General features: G+C 34.0%; 17 protein-coding genes. All 17 read right to left on the bottom strand.

Going from position 1 to position 17838, the window contains the following annotated elements:
- Positions 1-45 precede the first annotated feature (45 nt).
- The gene (fliT, locus tag C9J31_RS03745; RefSeq protein WP_244854872.1) at positions 46-408 is read right to left on the bottom strand and encodes a flagellar protein FliT; all 363 of its coding nucleotides are present in this window, start codon (positions 406-408) and stop codon (positions 46-48) included.
- Positions 405-809 (bottom strand): flagellar export chaperone FliS, encoded by a 405-nt coding sequence (fliS, locus tag C9J31_RS03740; RefSeq protein ID WP_107947352.1) that lies wholly within the window; start codon positions 807-809, stop codon positions 405-407. Before fliS ends, fliT begins: the two co-directional genes overlap by 4 nt.
- A 42-nt stretch (positions 810-851) precedes the next feature.
- On the bottom strand, positions 852-3137 hold the full coding sequence (gene fliD, locus C9J31_RS03735; RefSeq protein ID WP_107947354.1) for a flagellar filament capping protein FliD: 2286 nt from the start codon (positions 3135-3137) through the stop codon (positions 852-854).
- Positions 3138-3160: 23 nt separating this feature from the next.
- On the bottom strand, positions 3161-3550 hold the full coding sequence (locus C9J31_RS03730) for a flagellar protein FlaG (protein WP_238601992.1): 390 nt from the start codon (positions 3548-3550) through the stop codon (positions 3161-3163).
- A gap of 274 nt (positions 3551-3824) precedes the next feature.
- Entirely contained in the window at positions 3825-4958 is a 1134-nt protein-coding gene (gene pseC, locus C9J31_RS03725) for a UDP-4-amino-4,6-dideoxy-N-acetyl-beta-L-altrosamine transaminase (RefSeq protein ID WP_107947357.1), read from the bottom strand.
- Between the two features lie 164 nt (positions 4959-5122).
- The gene (gene pseI, locus C9J31_RS03720; RefSeq protein ID WP_107947359.1) at positions 5123-6169 is read right to left on the bottom strand and encodes a pseudaminic acid synthase; all 1047 of its coding nucleotides are present in this window, start codon (positions 6167-6169) and stop codon (positions 5123-5125) included.
- On the bottom strand, positions 6166-7134 hold the full coding sequence (gene pseG / locus C9J31_RS03715; protein ID WP_107947361.1) for a UDP-2,4-diacetamido-2,4,6-trideoxy-beta-L-altropyranose hydrolase: 969 nt from the start codon (positions 7132-7134) through the stop codon (positions 6166-6168). Before pseG ends, pseI begins: the two co-directional genes overlap by 4 nt.
- Positions 7134-7856 carry a cytidylyltransferase domain-containing protein gene (locus C9J31_RS03710; protein WP_107947363.1) on the bottom strand — a complete coding sequence of 241 codons (723 nt, stop codon included), beginning with the start codon at positions 7854-7856 and terminating at the stop codon, positions 7134-7136. Before C9J31_RS03710 ends, pseG begins: the two co-directional genes overlap by 1 nt.
- Before the next feature lie 625 nt (positions 7857-8481).
- Positions 8482-9138 (bottom strand): class I SAM-dependent methyltransferase, encoded by a 657-nt coding sequence (locus C9J31_RS03705; protein ID WP_193766967.1) that lies wholly within the window; start codon positions 9136-9138, stop codon positions 8482-8484.
- A 29-nt stretch (positions 9139-9167) separates the two neighbouring features.
- Complete coding sequence (locus C9J31_RS03700) at positions 9168-11186, bottom strand: sulfatase-like hydrolase/transferase (protein WP_107947367.1); 2019 nt, start codon at positions 11184-11186, stop codon at positions 9168-9170.
- Positions 11187-11262: 76 nt separating this feature from the next.
- Positions 11263-11988, bottom strand: a complete 726-nt coding sequence (locus C9J31_RS03695; protein WP_107947369.1) for an SDR family NAD(P)-dependent oxidoreductase — start codon at positions 11986-11988, stop codon at positions 11263-11265.
- The gene (locus tag C9J31_RS03690; protein WP_107947371.1) at positions 11985-13232 is read right to left on the bottom strand and encodes a class I adenylate-forming enzyme family protein; all 1248 of its coding nucleotides are present in this window, start codon (positions 13230-13232) and stop codon (positions 11985-11987) included. Before C9J31_RS03690 ends, C9J31_RS03695 begins: the two co-directional genes overlap by 4 nt.
- 1 nt (position 13233) lies before the next feature.
- Positions 13234-13458, bottom strand: a complete 225-nt coding sequence (locus C9J31_RS03685) for a phosphopantetheine-binding protein (RefSeq protein WP_054767468.1) — start codon at positions 13456-13458, stop codon at positions 13234-13236.
- Positions 13459-13482: 24 nt separating this feature from the next.
- The gene (gene pseH / locus C9J31_RS03680; RefSeq protein ID WP_107947373.1) at positions 13483-14019 is read right to left on the bottom strand and encodes a UDP-4-amino-4,6-dideoxy-N-acetyl-beta-L-altrosamine N-acetyltransferase; all 537 of its coding nucleotides are present in this window, start codon (positions 14017-14019) and stop codon (positions 13483-13485) included.
- A gap of 146 nt (positions 14020-14165) precedes the next feature.
- A complete protein-coding gene (locus C9J31_RS03675) occupies positions 14166-15521 on the bottom strand; it encodes a sugar phosphate nucleotidyltransferase (RefSeq protein ID WP_107947375.1) in 1356 nt (451 codons plus the stop codon).
- An 18-nt stretch (positions 15522-15539) separates the two neighbouring features.
- Positions 15540-16703 carry a glycosyltransferase gene (locus C9J31_RS03670; RefSeq protein ID WP_107947377.1) on the bottom strand — a complete coding sequence of 388 codons (1164 nt, stop codon included), beginning with the start codon at positions 16701-16703 and terminating at the stop codon, positions 15540-15542.
- Between the two features lie 11 nt (positions 16704-16714).
- Positions 16715-17812 carry a glycosyltransferase family 8 protein gene (locus C9J31_RS03665; RefSeq protein ID WP_193766968.1) on the bottom strand — a complete coding sequence of 366 codons (1098 nt, stop codon included), beginning with the start codon at positions 17810-17812 and terminating at the stop codon, positions 16715-16717.
- Positions 17813-17838 lie beyond the last annotated feature (26 nt).

Raw genomic sequence — 17838 nt, 5'->3', positions numbered from 1 at the left:
CAAGCATTACGCACTTTTAAGCTATTCAAGCATAATAAAAATATACTATTTTTTCCCATCATAGTACATACCATCCATGACGCGTACATTACCATAAGGATTTAAATACGTTTGCTCAGACTTTTTAGACTGTTGCAAATTTTTCATATCTGTTTTGATAACTGTCATTACTTTTTTTAATCGGCTTTGAATACCTTGATCTAGTTCAATTAAATGAGGTGTTAACTGATGTCCCTCCAGAGACACACTTTCCGAAGCCATTACTTGCTCAAGAAGTTGTCCTCGTTTTTCAAGTAATCCATCAATTTTTTCAATGTAGCTATCACGTTCATCGCCCTCAGGTATGACAGTTAAATGCTCATAAAGCTGCGCTGATGTAGAAAGTAACTTTTCAACAGGTCCCATCATACTTGGTTACCATTCCCATATTGTTGTTGGCGATTAATACGAAGAACTTCTTTCCACGTATCTCGGAATTCAGTAACCAAGCCTTCAACTTCTTCAATAATAGCAATATCATTTTTCAAATTTGCTTCCACTAAGCGTTTATTCATATATTCATATAATGCAAGCATATTTTTTGAAACCTCGATATTCATATTCAACGTTGTCATAAATTCACTGATAATTGCTTGAGCCTTTAAAAGATTCGTATTTTTTTCTTGAATATTTTTTTCACCAATAGCATGTTTGGCCTTTGATAAAAATTTTAAACAACCATTGTAAAGCATTAATGTTAACTCACCAGGTGATGCAGTAGTAACACTATTTTGTTTATAGACATTATGAGCGGATGTTTGCGCTGCCACTTGAAGACAACTCCTTTTTATAACCTTTTACTACATTATACCTTATTGACCACCAAATTGCGCTAAGGATCCTGATTGTGCGTTTGCTTTATTGATAGCTTGTTCCATAGCAGTGAATTGTTTCCAATAACGAGCCTCAACATTTTTTAAACGATCTTGTAATTTTGTAATACGTTCTTCTGTTGAGGTTAAAGATTTACTAAGTGAAGAACTAGTATCTGTAATACTTGCACGTCCAGCTTTACGCTCGATTTCACGAGTGAAGTCAGTAATGGATTCACGCATACGTACTAAAAGGCCTCGCGTATCCTCGCCCGTTGTTACATTCTTTGTCCCTGACTGTGTTAAAGCATTCACTACACGATCAGGATCTTCTGTTAATGCTTTACGCAATTTCGTTTCGTCAATAACTAACTTACCACCGTCTTTATGTGCATTAGAAGTGGTAATGCCCATCTCAGCCATAGTATCGATTACTTTATCACCTAAGCCACCAACACGCCCACCTAGTGCACTACGCATCTTATCTAAACCACTTCGTAAGATTGAATCACTACGTAAAAGTCCACTTTTCGCCTTTTCATCCCATAACTTTTGTTCGCTTTCTGACATATCCTTACGTTGTTCAGCCGTTAGAGGGGCATAGTCGCGGTATTTTGTTTCTGTTAACTGATCATTAATACCTGCTATTAATTCATTATATTTGTTTACAAATTCCTTAATTTTGTCCATCATTGAATCGACGTCATTTGTAGAAGATACACTAACACCATCAGTTATAGTACCTGTTATACCTTTATTATCAGCAGTAATATTGCTCTCATTAAATGTACCATTCAAGTTAATTTGGTAACCTGAGACATTTACAGAATTAGATTTACTTGTCATGACTAAACCATTTACTGCATAGACAGCATCTTGACCTCTATTAGCAGCTAAATCGATTGCTCCATCGCTAGAAACTTGTCCAGCAGTAAGGAAACCTAATTGACCTAATAATTGTTTCCCCGAGCTATCCGCTGCTCCTACAACCTGAATTTCACTTGTTACAGTAGAATCAGTTGCTTTACCTGTATTATTAGTAGTCATATTGATTTGACCATTTGAGAAGATGGCTGTCACACCAGCACCGGAAGAATTTAAACGTTTAATAAATGAATCAATCGTATCGTCTTTTGTAAAGGCAATAGTTGTTTCTTTCATTTCACCATTTGCTTGCATAACATTTAACGTCAGCTTATCCTCATCGCCATTAAGCCCAAGACCTAAATGCCCTAATTTACTACTGCCTGTTGGTGTTTGTGCAGTTGAAGAATCTTGAATAAAATGCGCTGTGCTTGTTGTAGCTGTTTTTTTAATACCTAATTGTGTGAGTTTTATATATGAGCTATCATCTGCTGCAGTGACAGTCTTTTTTGAATCTGTGGCAGTAATAGAAAACCTACCTGTATTTTCATTGTAAGACGCTTTTACACCAGAATCTTGAGCATTTAATGTATTTACTAAATCTTCAATTGTATCATCTGCTCCGATAGTAAATGATTTTACATCATCACCTATTTTTAAATCTAGCGTTCCTGTTGCAATACCAAGATCCGTTAGTTTTATTCCTTTCGGAGCAATCGTTTTTCCGTCTGACAATTTAATAGCAGTTGACTGATTAGAAGTAGAAAAACCAAATTGTTTTAACTTTTCCTCACTTGCACTGTCCGCAAATGAATAGCTTACATCCTTACCACCAATTGTAAGTTTCCCTGTTGCTGCATCGAATTTTGAGTCCTTTAAACCAACATCATCACTCTGTAATTTTGCAACAAAGCTATCAATTGAATCATTCTGATCAAATGTAATTGTTTTTTCAGTTGTTGTTGAAACACCATCAGCATTCGTTGTTGTTACGTTTAGCTTAATTTCTCCACTTGTAACACCAAGAGCACTTAGTGCATCTCCCCCATTAACATTACGATGAGTAGTCTGTTGTGCAGTTTTAACTCCTGTACTTGAATTAGTAGCAAGTTGTTTAACCGCTTGTATATCCAAACTTCCTGCAGCCCCTGCACCCGCTTTTACAGATACTTTACTACTGTTTATACCACTAACATTAGGTGTTTTTGACACAAATTTACCTGATAGAATGAAATTATCAAACGTATAATTACTAAAGGTAGTTAATTTTGTATTTACACCACGATAAGCATCACGTTGCCACTCATATTTCGTTTTTTGCTGTTGTAATTTATATAATGGTGCACGTTCTGCATCCATCAATTTTGCAACTAATGCATCAATATCCATACCTGATACAAGTCCACCTACACGATTAATCATAATTTATCCTCCTAAAATTCATGTTATATTTTTTCATCTACAATCATACCAACCAGTTTTTGCATTTCATAAAAAGCATCTAGCAATTTTTTCGGTGGAATTTCTTTAATAACTTCTTCTGTGTCACGATTCACCACCATCACATAATAGCGTTCTAATCCATCGTGATACATAAACTTTGAAGAACTGTTATTTGTTTCGAGAAAATCATTTACCGCATCTACAACTTGCTGTAACTTTTCTTTTGAGATTTCCTGTTCTTCACCAGGAACTGTAGCAACTTGCTCTACTACCGGTTGTGAAACAGACTCATTTACCACACTAGACTTTTCATTTCCTTGCACCTTTACTACTTTTTTTTCATTTGAAGTAGTCGTTGCCTCAATTGATTGTCCTTGTGTTGCAATACGCACTATGCTCAACCTCCTAAACATTTCATATTCTTATAACTATTATCGACAGCTTTTTGGAATATTCCATGTTTAATATTAAACAAAAAACAAATCTATTTTCTAAGGTACTAAGTCTACTACTTTTCTTTCTCTCACAATTATTATGTATGTAGTAAAAAATTAGTCAGCGTTTGTGTTTGCATCGCAACTTAACTGTAAGTATTTGCTTGTATTGAAATAAAAAAACAACTCGCCCTTTTTATGGAGCAAGCTATTTTTAGTAGTATGATATATGCTATTTTAGTAATTCTACTATGTTCTTTACAATGCTCGAAATTTCCGCCATTGTCATTTCAGGATGAATTGGTAATGTCAGTGCCTTTTCATACCAACACTCTGCTACTGGACATATTCCATGTTCATAGCCGAGTTGCTGATAATATGGATGCCAATAAACAGGAATATAGTGAACATGTACACCAATATTTAACGCCCGCATTTGTTCAAATACCAGTTTTCGTGAAACACCTTCAAGTTGTACCATATATAAATGCCAACCAGAATTTGTCCCTTCAAGCTGGTTTGGTGTTACAATTTCATTCACGTTTTTAAATGCCTTTGTATAGAAATCTGCAATTTCACGACGACGGGCAATAAATGCATCCAGCTTTTTCATTTGTGATAAGCCAAGCGCGGCTTGTATATCTGTCATTCGGTAATTGTAACCAAGGTTTGTCATTTCATAATACCAATCCCCTTGCTCCACAGCATAATCGGTGCGTTCAATGCCATGACTACGAAATTGCTGTAGCTTATGAAGGTACTCCTTATTATCGGTTACAATAACACCACCTTCAGCTGTTGTTATTGGCTTTACAGGATGGAAACTAAATATTGTCATATCCGCTAGAGTACCAACCTTCTTATCTTTATAATCAGCACCTAAAGCATGAGCACTATCTTCAATTACGACTAAATCATGTTCACGTGCAATTTCCATAATCTTATCCATATCAGCTGGTTGACCAGTAAAATCCACAGGGATAATAGCTTTCGTGCGAGGCGTAATTTTCTTCGTCACTTCAACGGGGTTAATATTGTACGTATCAGCATCAATATCAGCAAACACAACGGTTCCCCCAACATAACGCACGCAATTTGCACTCGCAGCAAATGTAATCGGTGTAGTAATTACTTCATCACCTTCTCCAACTCCAGCTGCATAACAAGCCGCATGTAGTGCTGCCGTGCCATTACAAAAAGCAACTGCATATTTTGCGCCAACATAATCGGCAATTACTTGCTCAAACTGTTGAATTTTTGGACCCTGAGTTAAAAAAGGAGAACGCAGTGTTTCAATTACAACTTGGATGTCTTCTTCATCTACTGATTGGCGACCATAGGATAAAAATTCAGGCAATTTCTCCATCGCTATTCCTCATTTCCAAAAGCTGAAATAATAAGTGGATCGATTTAAATCCCCTTTATTTGTAACGATATTTATTCTTGTAAAATACGATTTATCTCTCGAACACCTTCACTAGTAATACTATGCATAAAAGGGAAAGGACAGTCGAACTTTTAACTCTTCATTCACAATAATAACTCCCAACTAAGTGGCGTTCCCTTTTTTACATCTTGTTTAATTGCCTTACCTAGTACTAAATCAAAATATTTTGTTGGTAACCCAAAGCCCGGGCGAACATTACGTACATTTTTCTCCGTTAAAATATCACCAACTTGTAAATCCTTACCAATATATAGTGAACGTCGGAATTTAATAGACTCTTGCTCAGCTTCGGTTGGACCATATTGAACCCGTCCTAGACTTTGCCATGCTCGCTCTGTTTCCTCAACAAGCATTTTTAATTCATATGGCTCCATAGAAAAGATCGAATCTACGCCTCCATCGGCTCTTGAAGTTGTGAAATGCTTTTCAATCACGGTCGCACCTAAAGTAACCGCTGCTACCGATACCCCAACTCCTATCGTATGATCGGACAAGCCAATTTCAGTATCAAATAATTCTTGCATATGCGGAATTGTTGCTAAATTTGAGTTTGCTGGCGACGCTGGGTAAGTGCTTGTACATTTCAGTAACACAATTTGATTGTTACCTTCAGCTCTTGCTGCATTTACAGTCTCATCAAGCTCCGCCGCTGTTGCCATACCTGTTGAAATAATCATCGGCTTGCCAGTACGTGCTACTTTGCGAATAAGTGGAATATCGACATTCTCAAATGATGCTATTTTATATGCAGGTACATCTAAGGTTTCTAAAAAATCAACCGCTGTTTCATCAAATGGTGAGCTAAACGCAAGTAATCCAAGTTCTTGTGCTCTATTAAAAATAGGCTCATGCCATTCCCAAGGTGTATACGCCTCTTTATATAAATTATATAGCGAATTACCATTCCAAATATTACTGTCATCCTGGATAAAGAACTCTCTTGTATGAACATCCAGTGTTATTGTATCAGGTGTATACGTTTGTAACTTTAATGCATCTACACCAGCCTCAGCAGCAAGCTCTACTAAATGTAATGCACGTTCCAATGACTGGTTATGGTTTCCAGACATTTCTGCAATAATAAAAGGCTTTGTATGTTTGCCGATTTCTTTCGTTCCAATTTTAATCACACTAACATCTCCAGTATCTTTAATAACCAAACATTTGGTTGCTTTGTAGCTGTTATTTGTAGACCTGTTGTTTTTAATTTATCTACATCTATTTTACTTAAATCATTAAATAATATTTTATATGTATCCACCGTTACTTGTTCATGCCATCCTAAATTAATGACAGCCTCAAGTTGTGCCGCATAACCTGTCGTCATATATTGATTTTCCGAAACAATTGTGCTCGATGAAGGTAAGCCAACATAACACCTTTCCCACATTGAACTACCTCCAGCACCAATTGCAAAGTCCGCCTGTTGCATGAGCTTAGCCATATAATTTACTTGGCAATGATAATGATAGCCTCGCTCGTTACAGAGTTGCTTGATCTCTTCTTTATCCACGTTGCCATTGCCAACAACTATATCCACATGCATAAATTCTATTGACTTAATAGCTGTTAAAACTTTCAATGTTTCTTTCGTTGGATCAGTGCCGCCCATAAATACAAGAATACGGTCTATTCGTCCGCTTCGCGCTTGCAATTGCTGACGTGCCTCGATGAACTCATCACGCATTATTAAGTATTTTGGTCCGAGTAACTTACTGCAGTTTTCGGGCACTAATCCTTCATAACGTGATTCAAAATTTGGTATAACATTTTGGTCAAGTAAAATATCACAGTCATGTGCTCTTGCTAAATCATCTATCACCACAATTTTTTTGGTAAATGGACGAATAGCACGTTCCCACACGATATCAATTTCGTAATGGTCGATAATATAAAGATCGGCCTGCTCAGCCTGCTTAATATTCATAAAGCCTTGCGACTCAACATAATCTATCAAATTCCCAACTAGCGGTTTCATCCAAAAACATACATCATAGTCTCTACGTTTTAAATTATGCGCTATAGTTAAACACCGCATAACATGACCGCTACCGATTTCTACTGAAGCATCTGTACGAATGACTATCTTTGTCATTAAAGCACCTGCTTTTGTTCAATATGTGCATTGAGTTTGGCAACTTCAGGTGTTTCTTGTAAATAACGAATAACATCCAAACTTGATACTAACGGGTCATCGAATTGCTTGGCCACGGCGGAAATCAGCTCATAATCTTCCTCTGTATCTAAAGTAATGCGTAATTCGGGTGCATTACGATTTGCAGGTGCTCTATAGGTTATGGCTTCAAATTCATCTACAAACTCATACGCGTAATACGTCACATGCTCACGATGATGTGCCCCCTTACCTACTTCGTTAATACGTAAAAGTGCCTCATATGAAATAAGCTCCACTGCTAATCCCCGTGGTAAATATCCATCAATTAATACTATATCTTTTCTTTTACTCGCCATTAATGCAACAATGTCACTACCCATCTCATAATCAACAAAAGGGCAATCCGATGTTACACGCATAACGTAATCAGGTTCATATATTTTAGCACATTGTACATAACGATCTAACACGTCCTCCTCTGATCCTCGGAAGCACGCCACGTCATGAGCCTTACACCAATTTTCAATCGCATCATCTTGCGACAAATCACTTGTTGCGACAATCACTTCACTCACACCATGAATCGCCCTGCAACGTTTTACATCATATGTCAGTACATCCACAGCACCAAGTGGCTTTAAAATTTTCCCTGGCAAGCGGGATGAACCCATTCTTGCTTGAATGATTATAATAGTCTTCATATGGAACCTCCAAACTAAAATTCTCTCATTTTTGTTGTGACGATTGCGTTAGTAAAGAGCAAACACCGGATTTTTTGGATAATTGGATAAGACAATAATTTTCACTTGAGAAGTAGGGTACATCGACTTTTTCTAATGACGATTTAGTAATTGGGCTACTCCAATTAAAAGAACTTTAGGATGACAAATTTAAATCCAACATCAATTATTGATATCAATGTTGGATTTAAAGCGTTTAAGTTCTTGTACATAGCTTCGTGTAGTTTTAATTTATAGTCTAGATTTACAGCATACTTATATCATTTGTATATCCGTTGTGATCCACTCTATTCATTTACCTTCATTTATAGCTAGTTCATAACACAGTTCTACAAGTAATATTTTAGCGCTCCACTTTCTCCTCTACCATTTAGCTCAATAGCTTAGAAAGTAAATACCACGCCCCTGAAATCCCCATTTATAGGTAACTCAAATATATTTCCAAGGAAAAATTTCTAACTCACACCGAATTTGTGTACTCATTTCATGTGTACTTATATCGCAACACAAACAAACCTGCTTTTCTTCGTTTTAGCATTTCTATGATCCAATGATTATGCTATTTAAAAAGTAAACTTCAAATACATCATTTTTTCTTAAAAATCATTCTAGCTAAGTAAGGATTTTCATTTTGGTATATAGACAATCCTTGTCCTTTATAATAATACTGATTAAAAAAACCATATTTAGTTTCTAAGTCTTTTTTTAATTCATCTGAGTCAATATATCTCCTATAATGATTATTATATACTTTTTCAATTTTTTCGTCTTCAGTAGTTCTAAATTCCAATACTAATAAATCTTCGCTCTTTAAATTCTTTGATAAGATATGTAATAAAATCAATTCAGTTTCTTTATTTATAGAGTGCAAGAAAAATCTACTGTAAATCATTATTTTTTTTGTCGCATTTTCCTCTATTGTAGAAACATATTCCAAGAATCTTTGTAAGTTACTTTTATCAGCAATATCTATATTAATAAATTCAATATTACTAATATGCTTGACGTGTTCATTATTCATATTAATAGCTTCTGTTGATCTATCAATACCATAAACCTGATATCCTTCTTTTGCAAATGAGCGGGTATCCCTGCCGGAACCGCAACCAATATCAATAATTACCACATCTTCTTTGATTTCTTTTTTTATAAAAGAACAAAATGTAGATTCTTCATCAATAGCAACCTTTTTATAAAATTCATTCCAATAACTCACATTATTCTTTTCACTTACACTATTCATAATTTCACCTCCGCAAACTCCATTTAATCTCATCTAATAAATTCCTTAATATTTGAGTAAATATATGACTCGAAAAATTCTACTTTTTCAAGGTATTGAATACTTACATCTTCTTTTGTATTTTTATTAATATATTTCGTTGAATATTCACTAAATGAAATTGTTAGATTGTTGTCTACGTTTTCTTTAGTTTCTAAGATAAATGTAAAGTCCTTTTCAGTAATTATTGCTTTATATGGCTGATTCGGATGAATAATTTGTGTAAAAGCATAATCTCTTTCAATTGTACCACCTAATGCTTTTGGTAATTTCCCATCTATCCCCTTAGGTACTTCAATATTTGAATAAGCTAGTAAGCTTGGTAATATATCAACAGTTTCAATTATCTCATAAACATTAGCAGAAGGAACATCTTTACCCTGCATCATAAAAGGAACTTTAATTCTGTTATTATGATATAAGGTACCTTCCTTATTTAAGAAAGTTTGTCCATGATCTGAATGTAAAACGACAAGATACTCACTTTTATCATAATTTTTTTGGATAAAGCCAAATAATATACCTAAAAATATGTCTATGCGCTTTATTTCTTGTTTATATTTATAAATTTTCACTTCATCATACTTAGTCAATACAGATGTAGACCCTTTTTGTCGTTTATTTCTTTTCATCGTAATATCTGTATTCACTTCTGAAAACAGATGGCTTTCTATTTCATCAGGTACATTATGAAGATCCATCATTGATAAATTTATGTAATTATTTGTATCTTTAAAAGATGAAATATGCTCAATGGCTTCTGTTACTACGTCCCTACAATCCATCCCTCCATGAAAACTCTCATAAACCAAACGGTCGACGCCTTTATAATATCCAAAACCTGCTGTTGTTCGCCAGTTTGTATCAAAACGCGCTGTGTAAAAACCTGCTTCCTTAAAATATTCTGCCATTAATTTATTATGCTCTTCAAAAGAGTAGTGGTATTCTGGATGCAATAATCTATGTTTTGTTGGATATGTCCCCGTATTTATACTTGCTTTACTTGGTAATGTCCATTCACTATTAATAATACAATTTCCAGCGTTAAAGCCATTCTTGAAAAAAGCAGCTGTATTAGGCATTATATTTTTTAATCCTTCTTCTTCCAACACATCATAGGCTAAACCATCTACAAAAATTTTCATAACTAATTTCGGTTTATCCTTTCTAATTTTCAAAAGAATAGGAATTCCTATGAATATCGATTTATTTGTTTCAATTACTAGTTCACCAGGCTCATTAAATTTTAAATAATTGTACTTATTAATCGGTAATGTGTTCTCTTCAAAATCAACAATTTTATTATTATACGTGACTTTAATAACTGTATCATCTTCAGTTAATGACAGCGGTAGTACAAACGGTGCATCACTATTATACGTATAATGAGCCTCTACCTGTTCACCATTTATTAGCTCTGTTTTGAAATAAAATTTGCTTTCTTTATTTATATTGGTCACTTGAAAAGATTGATACATATTAACTAAATAAGATTTCTCACTTTCATACTTAATAATTCTTCTGATTAAACTCTCTCCATTTAAATCTAATGGATACATTCTTCCATCCTGAACATTAACCTTTTTTACTATTTCTGCAATTTTCTCTTTCTTAAACATTACATCAGTTAAAGCAAATTCTTTTAATAACCTTTCAACATTTTCATCAGCACTCTTTTTATCATCTATGTTATTAGAATACTTAGCTGAAAATAAATAATGTTTAATTGCATTTAAATAGTCTTTTATTTCCCCATATAAAAAACCTAAATTGTAATGGATATCAAAATTAAATGAATGTTTTTTCAATCCCTCTTTTAAAATGTCAATTCCTTTATTTATCTCTCCTTGATAGAAACATAACGTAGATTTCAAAGAAAAGTATCTTGCATCTTGTACAAGTTTCCCATATTGTTCGATTAACTCGTGAGCAACTTCTAAATCCACTCCTAATTGGATTTCTATTTCCTTAAATAAATTTTGAATTTCAACTATTCTTTCTGATATCATATACCTCTCACCCTTTTTAGATAATATCAATAGTTTAATTTATCTCTAAATGTTTCAACATAAATTTAGAATTTTTTTATATTGTTCCATTATCAACATGAACAACTGTACCTGTAATCGACTTTGCTTGATCAGAAAGTAAGAAAAGCACTGTACTAGCTACACTTGAAATATCCGTTTCCTTTTTCAAAGATGTTCTTTGGTAAATACGTGCCTTTTGATCCTCCGTCAATGAAGTACTCATCGATGTTTCCATAAAACCTGGTACAACACAGTTAGAACGGATGCCTTTGCTCCCCCATTCCCTAGCAGTATTTTTAGAAAATGCCTCCATTGCTCCTTTAGATGCTGCATACATGCTCAAACCTTTATATCCCGTATGAGCACTGATAGAGGATATATGTACGATGGAGCCCTGTGTTTTATGTAATAACATATCTCTAATAACGTATTTCGATAAATGCATGGCTGCAAATACATTCACTTGGAACATTGTCTGCAATTGTTGCACATTTAAGTTAGAAACAATGTCGTCATAGGCCATTGCGGAATTATTAACGAGTCCATAGATTGGCCCTATTTTACGAATCTTTTCCAAATATAATTGCTTTACACCATCCACATTCGTTAAATCATAAGAAAGTGGTTTGAAACGGCTTGGGTAGTTTACTAATATCTCGCCTGCAGCTTCTTCACTTGACCTGCTTATACCAATAACACCAAAATCCGTTTCAGCTAGTATTTGATGAACAATTTCTCTCCCGACTCCTCTTGAATCGCCAGTCACAATAATCCACTTCATCTTCTGACCTTCTTTCCAGTTCGTGTACTAGGTAGTTCATCTACGAACTTAATAATGCGCGGAACTTTCCACTCTTGTAAATGAGTAGTTGCAAATTGTTTAATTTCTTTTTTCAGCTCTTTTTCATCAATATCATCACTTTTTATAACATCTGCGACAAGCAGTTCACCCGTAACACTATTCTTTTTAGACTTTACAACAATATCGATAACACCAGGTACTTGAACAAGTAAACTCTCCACTTCAAGGGGATTTACTTTGTAGCCTCCTACATTAATCATATCCGATTGACGTGATAGAAATTTAAAATGTGTTTCGTCATCCATTTCCACAAGATCTCCCGTGTGAAACCATTCATCATCTAATGATAGTGAAGCTGAATGACCAAGCAAAGAACGATGTATACATAATTCCTTTTGTGTTGTAATTTTCACCCACTGCTGATGTTCTTCTCTAATTTCAAACGTATCGCTTTGTGCTGTGAATAGGCTCCCTGCCTCCGTCGATGCATAAATATTTATCATTTTTGCATTAGGAAAAACACCCTTTAACTTATTTTCTAAAAACAAATCAAATTTTTCCCCGCCAAATGTTACTCTTTTAACCAACGAATACGTATTTCCTTGCAAGTAAGGAAGAACATTTCTATAAAATGTTGCCGTCGCTGAAATATTAGTTACCTCATAGTCTTCTATCAATTCAGATGCCCTTTTCATGGACTCCCCAAAAACATAAATCAACGTATTTTGATTGAGAAATGCTTGGAAAAATACTTGTAATCCAGCCATGTGAGTCGGATTATAAGCAAAAGCCCAAACATCATTGTCAAATTTCCTATGCAACTTTACGTTTCTAGTTAGTGTATGGAAAGAATGGCTCATCTTTTTAGGACGCCCTGTCGTCCCAGATGTATAAAGAGTTAATTGCCAGTTTTCTATATCTTTTATTCGTCGCATAACCGCTTCTATCTTCTGAAAAAAAAAGCGTTCTTTTAATTTTGTCGTCAATGTTAATGCATTTACATTGATACCCAATTCAATTATCTCTTTATCAGAAAAATCTCCATCTAACACTTCAATTGAATAGTCAAAAAGCAAACTATGAATAATCCCTAAAAAAACATCGTATGGGTGATTGTCCTTCACATATAGATAAGGAGATTCATTTTCCTTGTTGTTCAAATCCAATAGCAATTTCTCATAGGTATAGGCAATCTTATTATGTACTAAAAAAACTTTCTCCATATTATACGCCTTCGATTTTAGCAATGATTTCACCAATTGTTTGAACAATACCGTCTTCGAAAATATCTACATCAAACTCATCTTCAATTCGAACTGTTAATTCCGCTAACATGAAAGAATCTAAAGTTAAATCCTCTCTTAAATCCATAGAGGCTTCCAAAGATTCAATAGACTCATGCCCCGCTTCTTCTCGCATTTCATTAATGATTAATAGTAATTTATTCATGTATTTATTCTCCAATTCTAAGTTTCACTTTTCAAATTCGCATACATACTTTTCGAATTTACTTTGCTTTAGCCAATCTTCCTTTAAAAGCTCCAATAAATTCAAACCCGAATACGAACCATTTTTTAAAATATGATCTTTATATACACCGACCATTCGATAACCATGCAATAAATTCAACTTGATGACATTACTGTTCCCTTCCATTACTTCTGCTGTGATTTTGTGAAAGTCATAGGTTGAAAATATATAATTATAAAAGTAAGGGGGGATGATGCCTCCATATAAGCGATACTTTTCTTCGCCTATATAGAAGCCCCAGCTCGTTCTTTTATTCACATGATCCATATTATTTAAAGAAATTACGCCTACTGGTTTTTCCTTTATTTCAATAATCCAATAAGCATCGGTTCCAGAATTAGAAATTCTTCTAAACCACTCTCTCTGTTTATCCATGTTTTTTTCAATATCTGTGTTCATAAATTTAGTGACATCTTCCTGTGTTCTCCATTCTAGAACTTGTTCAAGATGTTCTTCTCTAAGTTTAATAAAGCGAATCATTTAGAACCCCCGTAAATATTCAGTTTCTTACATATAATTATATTATTTTTATCGGTAAAAAAACCGTTTTCTCCATATCTCTAGCATAACAGAAAAACGACTTTCAGTTGATTATTGAAAGTCGCTTTTCTCCTTTTTGCTTTTTATTAACGAATGGATTCCATTATCGCAGACCAATCTTTTTCTAGTCTCACAATATCTTCTTCTATTATAAGGTCACCCATCTGTACTTCAATTAGCTCTGTATCCGTCAATGCATAAAGGCAATGCCTCGAGCCAAGTGGAATACTTAATACATCTCCAGGTAAAACCATTTTTATTTCATCATCTAAGATAAAAATCGCATCTCCTGAAATAATGGTCCACACTTCCGATCGATAGTTATGATATTGATAACTTAAGTTTTTCCCTGCCTCAACACAAAGTCTTTTCGTTAAAATCTCGCGCCCATCTTTTCTCGTAACATCAAGTACTCGATACCAACCCCAACGACGTTCCTCATACATCGGTCTTGAAAATAACCCCTCATGCAACATATCTTTCATTCGCGAACTTGCTGGCTTATCTGTTACTAAAATACCGTCCGCGCTAACAGCAACTACTGCATTGGAAATTCCAAGTACTTTAACAGGTAAATCAAGCTCATTAACGATATGCGTATTGTAGCTATCCTCACTTAACCCACCATTCCCAATAACCTGCTGAGACATCTCTTCTGTTAACGTATTCCATGTACCCAAGTCTTTCCAATAACCATCATAGGTTAAAGCAGTTATTTTAGTGAGTTTTTCTACTACTTCATAATCAAAGCTATTTTTCGGCAATCTTGAAAATTGCTCTAGTAATTCTTCATATGAATTTGAAAATCCGCCTTTTTTAAGTTTATTTAATAGTAACTTTAAAGGGAAAGCAAATACACCACTATTCCAATAAGCGCCTTCACCAATTAACACTTCTGCAGCTTCTTCAGACGGCTTTTCAACAAAACGGTCAACTTGCATGTATTCAGTATATTGCTTTGGTATTAAATAACCATATTTTGAGGAGGGGTATGTAGGTTTTATCCCTAATAAACCAATATCAGCAGTGGTTGCCATAACAAGCTTTTCAAGCTTCTTCACCTGTTGATAAAAAGCAACATCTACAAAGGCATCCACTGAAACTACTCCAACAACCTCATCTTCCTTCATCCCTAAAGCAGAATAAAGATATGTACAAGCTAGTGCAATTGCTGGAAATGTATCACGTCTTTCCGGCTCTACAACAATTGGAATATCACCTAACTGATTGCGTAACATATCTACTTGTGCAGCATTCGTTGCCACAATCATGTCTTCCACAGCAACAACCTCTGACAATTGACGATACACACGTTGCACCATCGACTCTATTTCACCAGTTTGCTCATTCTGCAACACTTTTAGAAACTGCTTTGCACGCGAATCATTGGACAGTGGCCATAGTCTTGTACCAGATCCACCTGAAAGTAGAATTAGCTTCACTCACTTCACCACATTTCCTTAGTCTGTACTGTATGATAGTAATACTGGTCTTAGTTCGCGCAAAGAAAATCTATAAAGTGATTTATCTGTTTCACTATTTTCTATCAGCATGATATTATGCTGAGCATCTAAATAGCCTGGAAATAGCAACATAGCTTGTTCCATATTAGTAATTGCTTTTTCTTTATTGCCATTCATCGCGTAAATAACACCTGAATTATTCAATGCTGCCCCGTGGGTTACATCTGCAACAAGTATTTTTTCATATTCATCCAACGCCTCGTTGAATCGTTTATCTTCAATATAAACAATAGATTTCAAGAAACAATAGGTCACATAGTGCGATGAATCTTCTAAAACTCGAGTATTTTCTAACAATTTTTCGCATTGCTTCCACTGCTTATACCGAATTAAAAATAAAGCAAAATCTAAACTGTTTTTCTCCATTGTATAACTTCGTTTATAAAGTTTTTCTTTAATATAATCCAAACCATATTGATCCATTATTAACTTTTCCGCATTATGTGAAGTACTCATACTAGAGGTAGTATTATTTGAATGACGTCGAATAAATGAAAGTGGTTTATTAATATATTCGATTGAATAATTGTTATCTAAAAGACGCACCCATAAATCAACATCTTCATCACATTTAATAGAAGTATTAAATCCAGACATTTCAACTAATCTACTTTTCTTTACTAATACGCCAGAAGGAGAAATAATAGGATTCCTTATTAAGATATCGCAAAACCCTTCAATTCCGCTTAATCGCTTGCCGCTCAAAAATGGAGAAATCACATGAGAATGTTCATCAATTTGATAATAAGCAGTATAAATTACTGAAATATCTTCTCTAACTTCATTTATTTTAGCTAAATAAGTTTCAACTAGATTTTCAGAACATTCATCGTCAGCATCTAAAAATAAGATCCAATCACCAGTCGCTTCATGAATGCCCCTATTTCTTGCTGTCGAAGCTCCAGCATTTTTTTGTGTATGCAAAACTATTTTCGGTTCTTCTTTTTGGATCTTTTGAACAACTTTACAGGTTTGATCGACACTACCATCGTCAACAATAATAATTTCATGCACATGTATAATTTGTTTCAATATACTTTGAATAGCTTTTTCTATATATACCCCAGCATTAAATGCCGGTATTACTACGGAAATTCTCAATTCATATCACCTCATAATTGATATGTAAAATCTTTGTATTCTACATATCCAAACCCCACTAAAATGTCACGAATTTCTTTATAAAATCCACTACAAATAATAATGCCACTGTCTTTTTTATTAGGTATAGTTTCAATACTAATTATTGGTTTCCCTAATAAATATGAATTGATTTTACTTTTATCAGAGTCAATAAAAGCCTCAATTTCAATTTGTAAATAGTCTAATACTTTTCTTCCCGTCTGCCCGGCGCCCCAAATATAAATATCTTTTTTGGTATTCAACAGTTTCTCAGTCTGAACACTAATCTTATTTGCAGAGAAAATTTCTAAATCTAAATATTTGTAATATAAATTTTGAAACGGATTACTACAAGAGATATGCCAAGGTTTAACAGAACCTGTAAAATGAATTATTGCAGGTGAAATCTTTGCCTCCGCTAATTCGCCACTTACATTATTAATAGTAAAACTAGAATTTTGCACATTCCATTTATACGGTAAAATTCTTAATGAGTGATAAAGAACTGCATTTATAGCGTCTTGATCCCAGTACATTAATTTTTCCGTATTATTGTTAATAAATTGAAGAATTTCATTTTCAACATTTTTTTCTCTCCAATAATAAAGATTGATTAATAACACACCTGCGTTGATATATTTATATGCATCAGGAATTTCTAATTCTATTTTTCTATGATGTCCGTTAAAATCTATTACACCGGCTGCTGAATATCCATTTAACTCAAAATTCCAAATCTCCTCCAAATCTTCATTAATTACTATGTCACAATCTAAATAAAGTACTTTATCTATATTTGGAGGAATAATTTCTGCTAGTAAAATTCTATAATATGTCTCTTTTGAAATATGACCACTGATAAAAACATTACTAAAATCAAAAATCGTCATGTCAAAAAAGTTAAAATAAATATACTCATCTTTAAATAAGTTAAGTAGCTCAAAATCTTCTTTAGTTAAGTCCGAATGCAAAATGTAAATTTCATATGTATTTAGACTTCTATTATTTTCAATTAAAGAGTTGAGTAACACTGTAAAATGCTGTATATATTCTCTTTCAAAAGCAACAGCAAGATAAATTTTTTTCAAAATTCAACACTATCCTCTTAAAATAA

Source organism: Lysinibacillus parviboronicapiens, assembly GCF_003049605.2.
In the GTDB taxonomy this organism is placed as follows: domain Bacteria; phylum Bacillota; class Bacilli; order Bacillales_A; family Planococcaceae; genus Lysinibacillus; species Lysinibacillus parviboronicapiens.
This window is presented reverse-complemented; position numbering and strand designations above follow the sequence as displayed.

Bases quoted from the DNA above. Each gene is read 5' to 3' on its own strand.
- C9J31_RS03705 (WP_193766967.1), bottom strand. From the start codon at position 9,138: ATGAATAGTGTAAGTGAAAAGAATAATGTGAGTTATTGGAATGAATTT.
- fliD (WP_107947354.1), bottom strand. From the start codon at position 3,137: ATGATTAATCGTGTAGGTGGACTTGTATCAGGTATGGATATTGATGCA.
- pseG (WP_107947361.1), bottom strand. From the start codon at position 7,134: ATGACAAAGATAGTCATTCGTACAGATGCTTCAGTAGAAATCGGTAGC.
- C9J31_RS03700 (WP_107947367.1), bottom strand. From the start codon at position 11,186: ATGATATCAGAAAGAATAGTTGAAATTCAAAATTTATTTAAGGAAATA.
- C9J31_RS03690 (WP_107947371.1), bottom strand. From the start codon at position 13,232: ATGGAGAAAGTTTTTTTAGTACATAATAAGATTGCCTATACCTATGAG.
- fliT (WP_244854872.1), bottom strand. From the start codon at position 408: ATGATGGGACCTGTTGAAAAGTTACTTTCTACATCAGCGCAGCTTTAT.
- C9J31_RS03685 (WP_054767468.1), bottom strand. From the start codon at position 13,458: ATGAATAAATTACTATTAATCATTAATGAAATGCGAGAAGAAGCGGGG.
- pseH (WP_107947373.1), bottom strand. From the start codon at position 14,019: ATGATTCGCTTTATTAAACTTAGAGAAGAACATCTTGAACAAGTTCTA.
- C9J31_RS03695 (WP_107947369.1), bottom strand. From the start codon at position 11,988: ATGAAGTGGATTATTGTGACTGGCGATTCAAGAGGAGTCGGGAGAGAA.
- C9J31_RS03710 (WP_107947363.1), bottom strand. From the start codon at position 7,856: ATGAAGACTATTATAATCATTCAAGCAAGAATGGGTTCATCCCGCTTG.
- pseC (WP_107947357.1), bottom strand. From the start codon at position 4,958: ATGGAGAAATTGCCTGAATTTTTATCCTATGGTCGCCAATCAGTAGAT.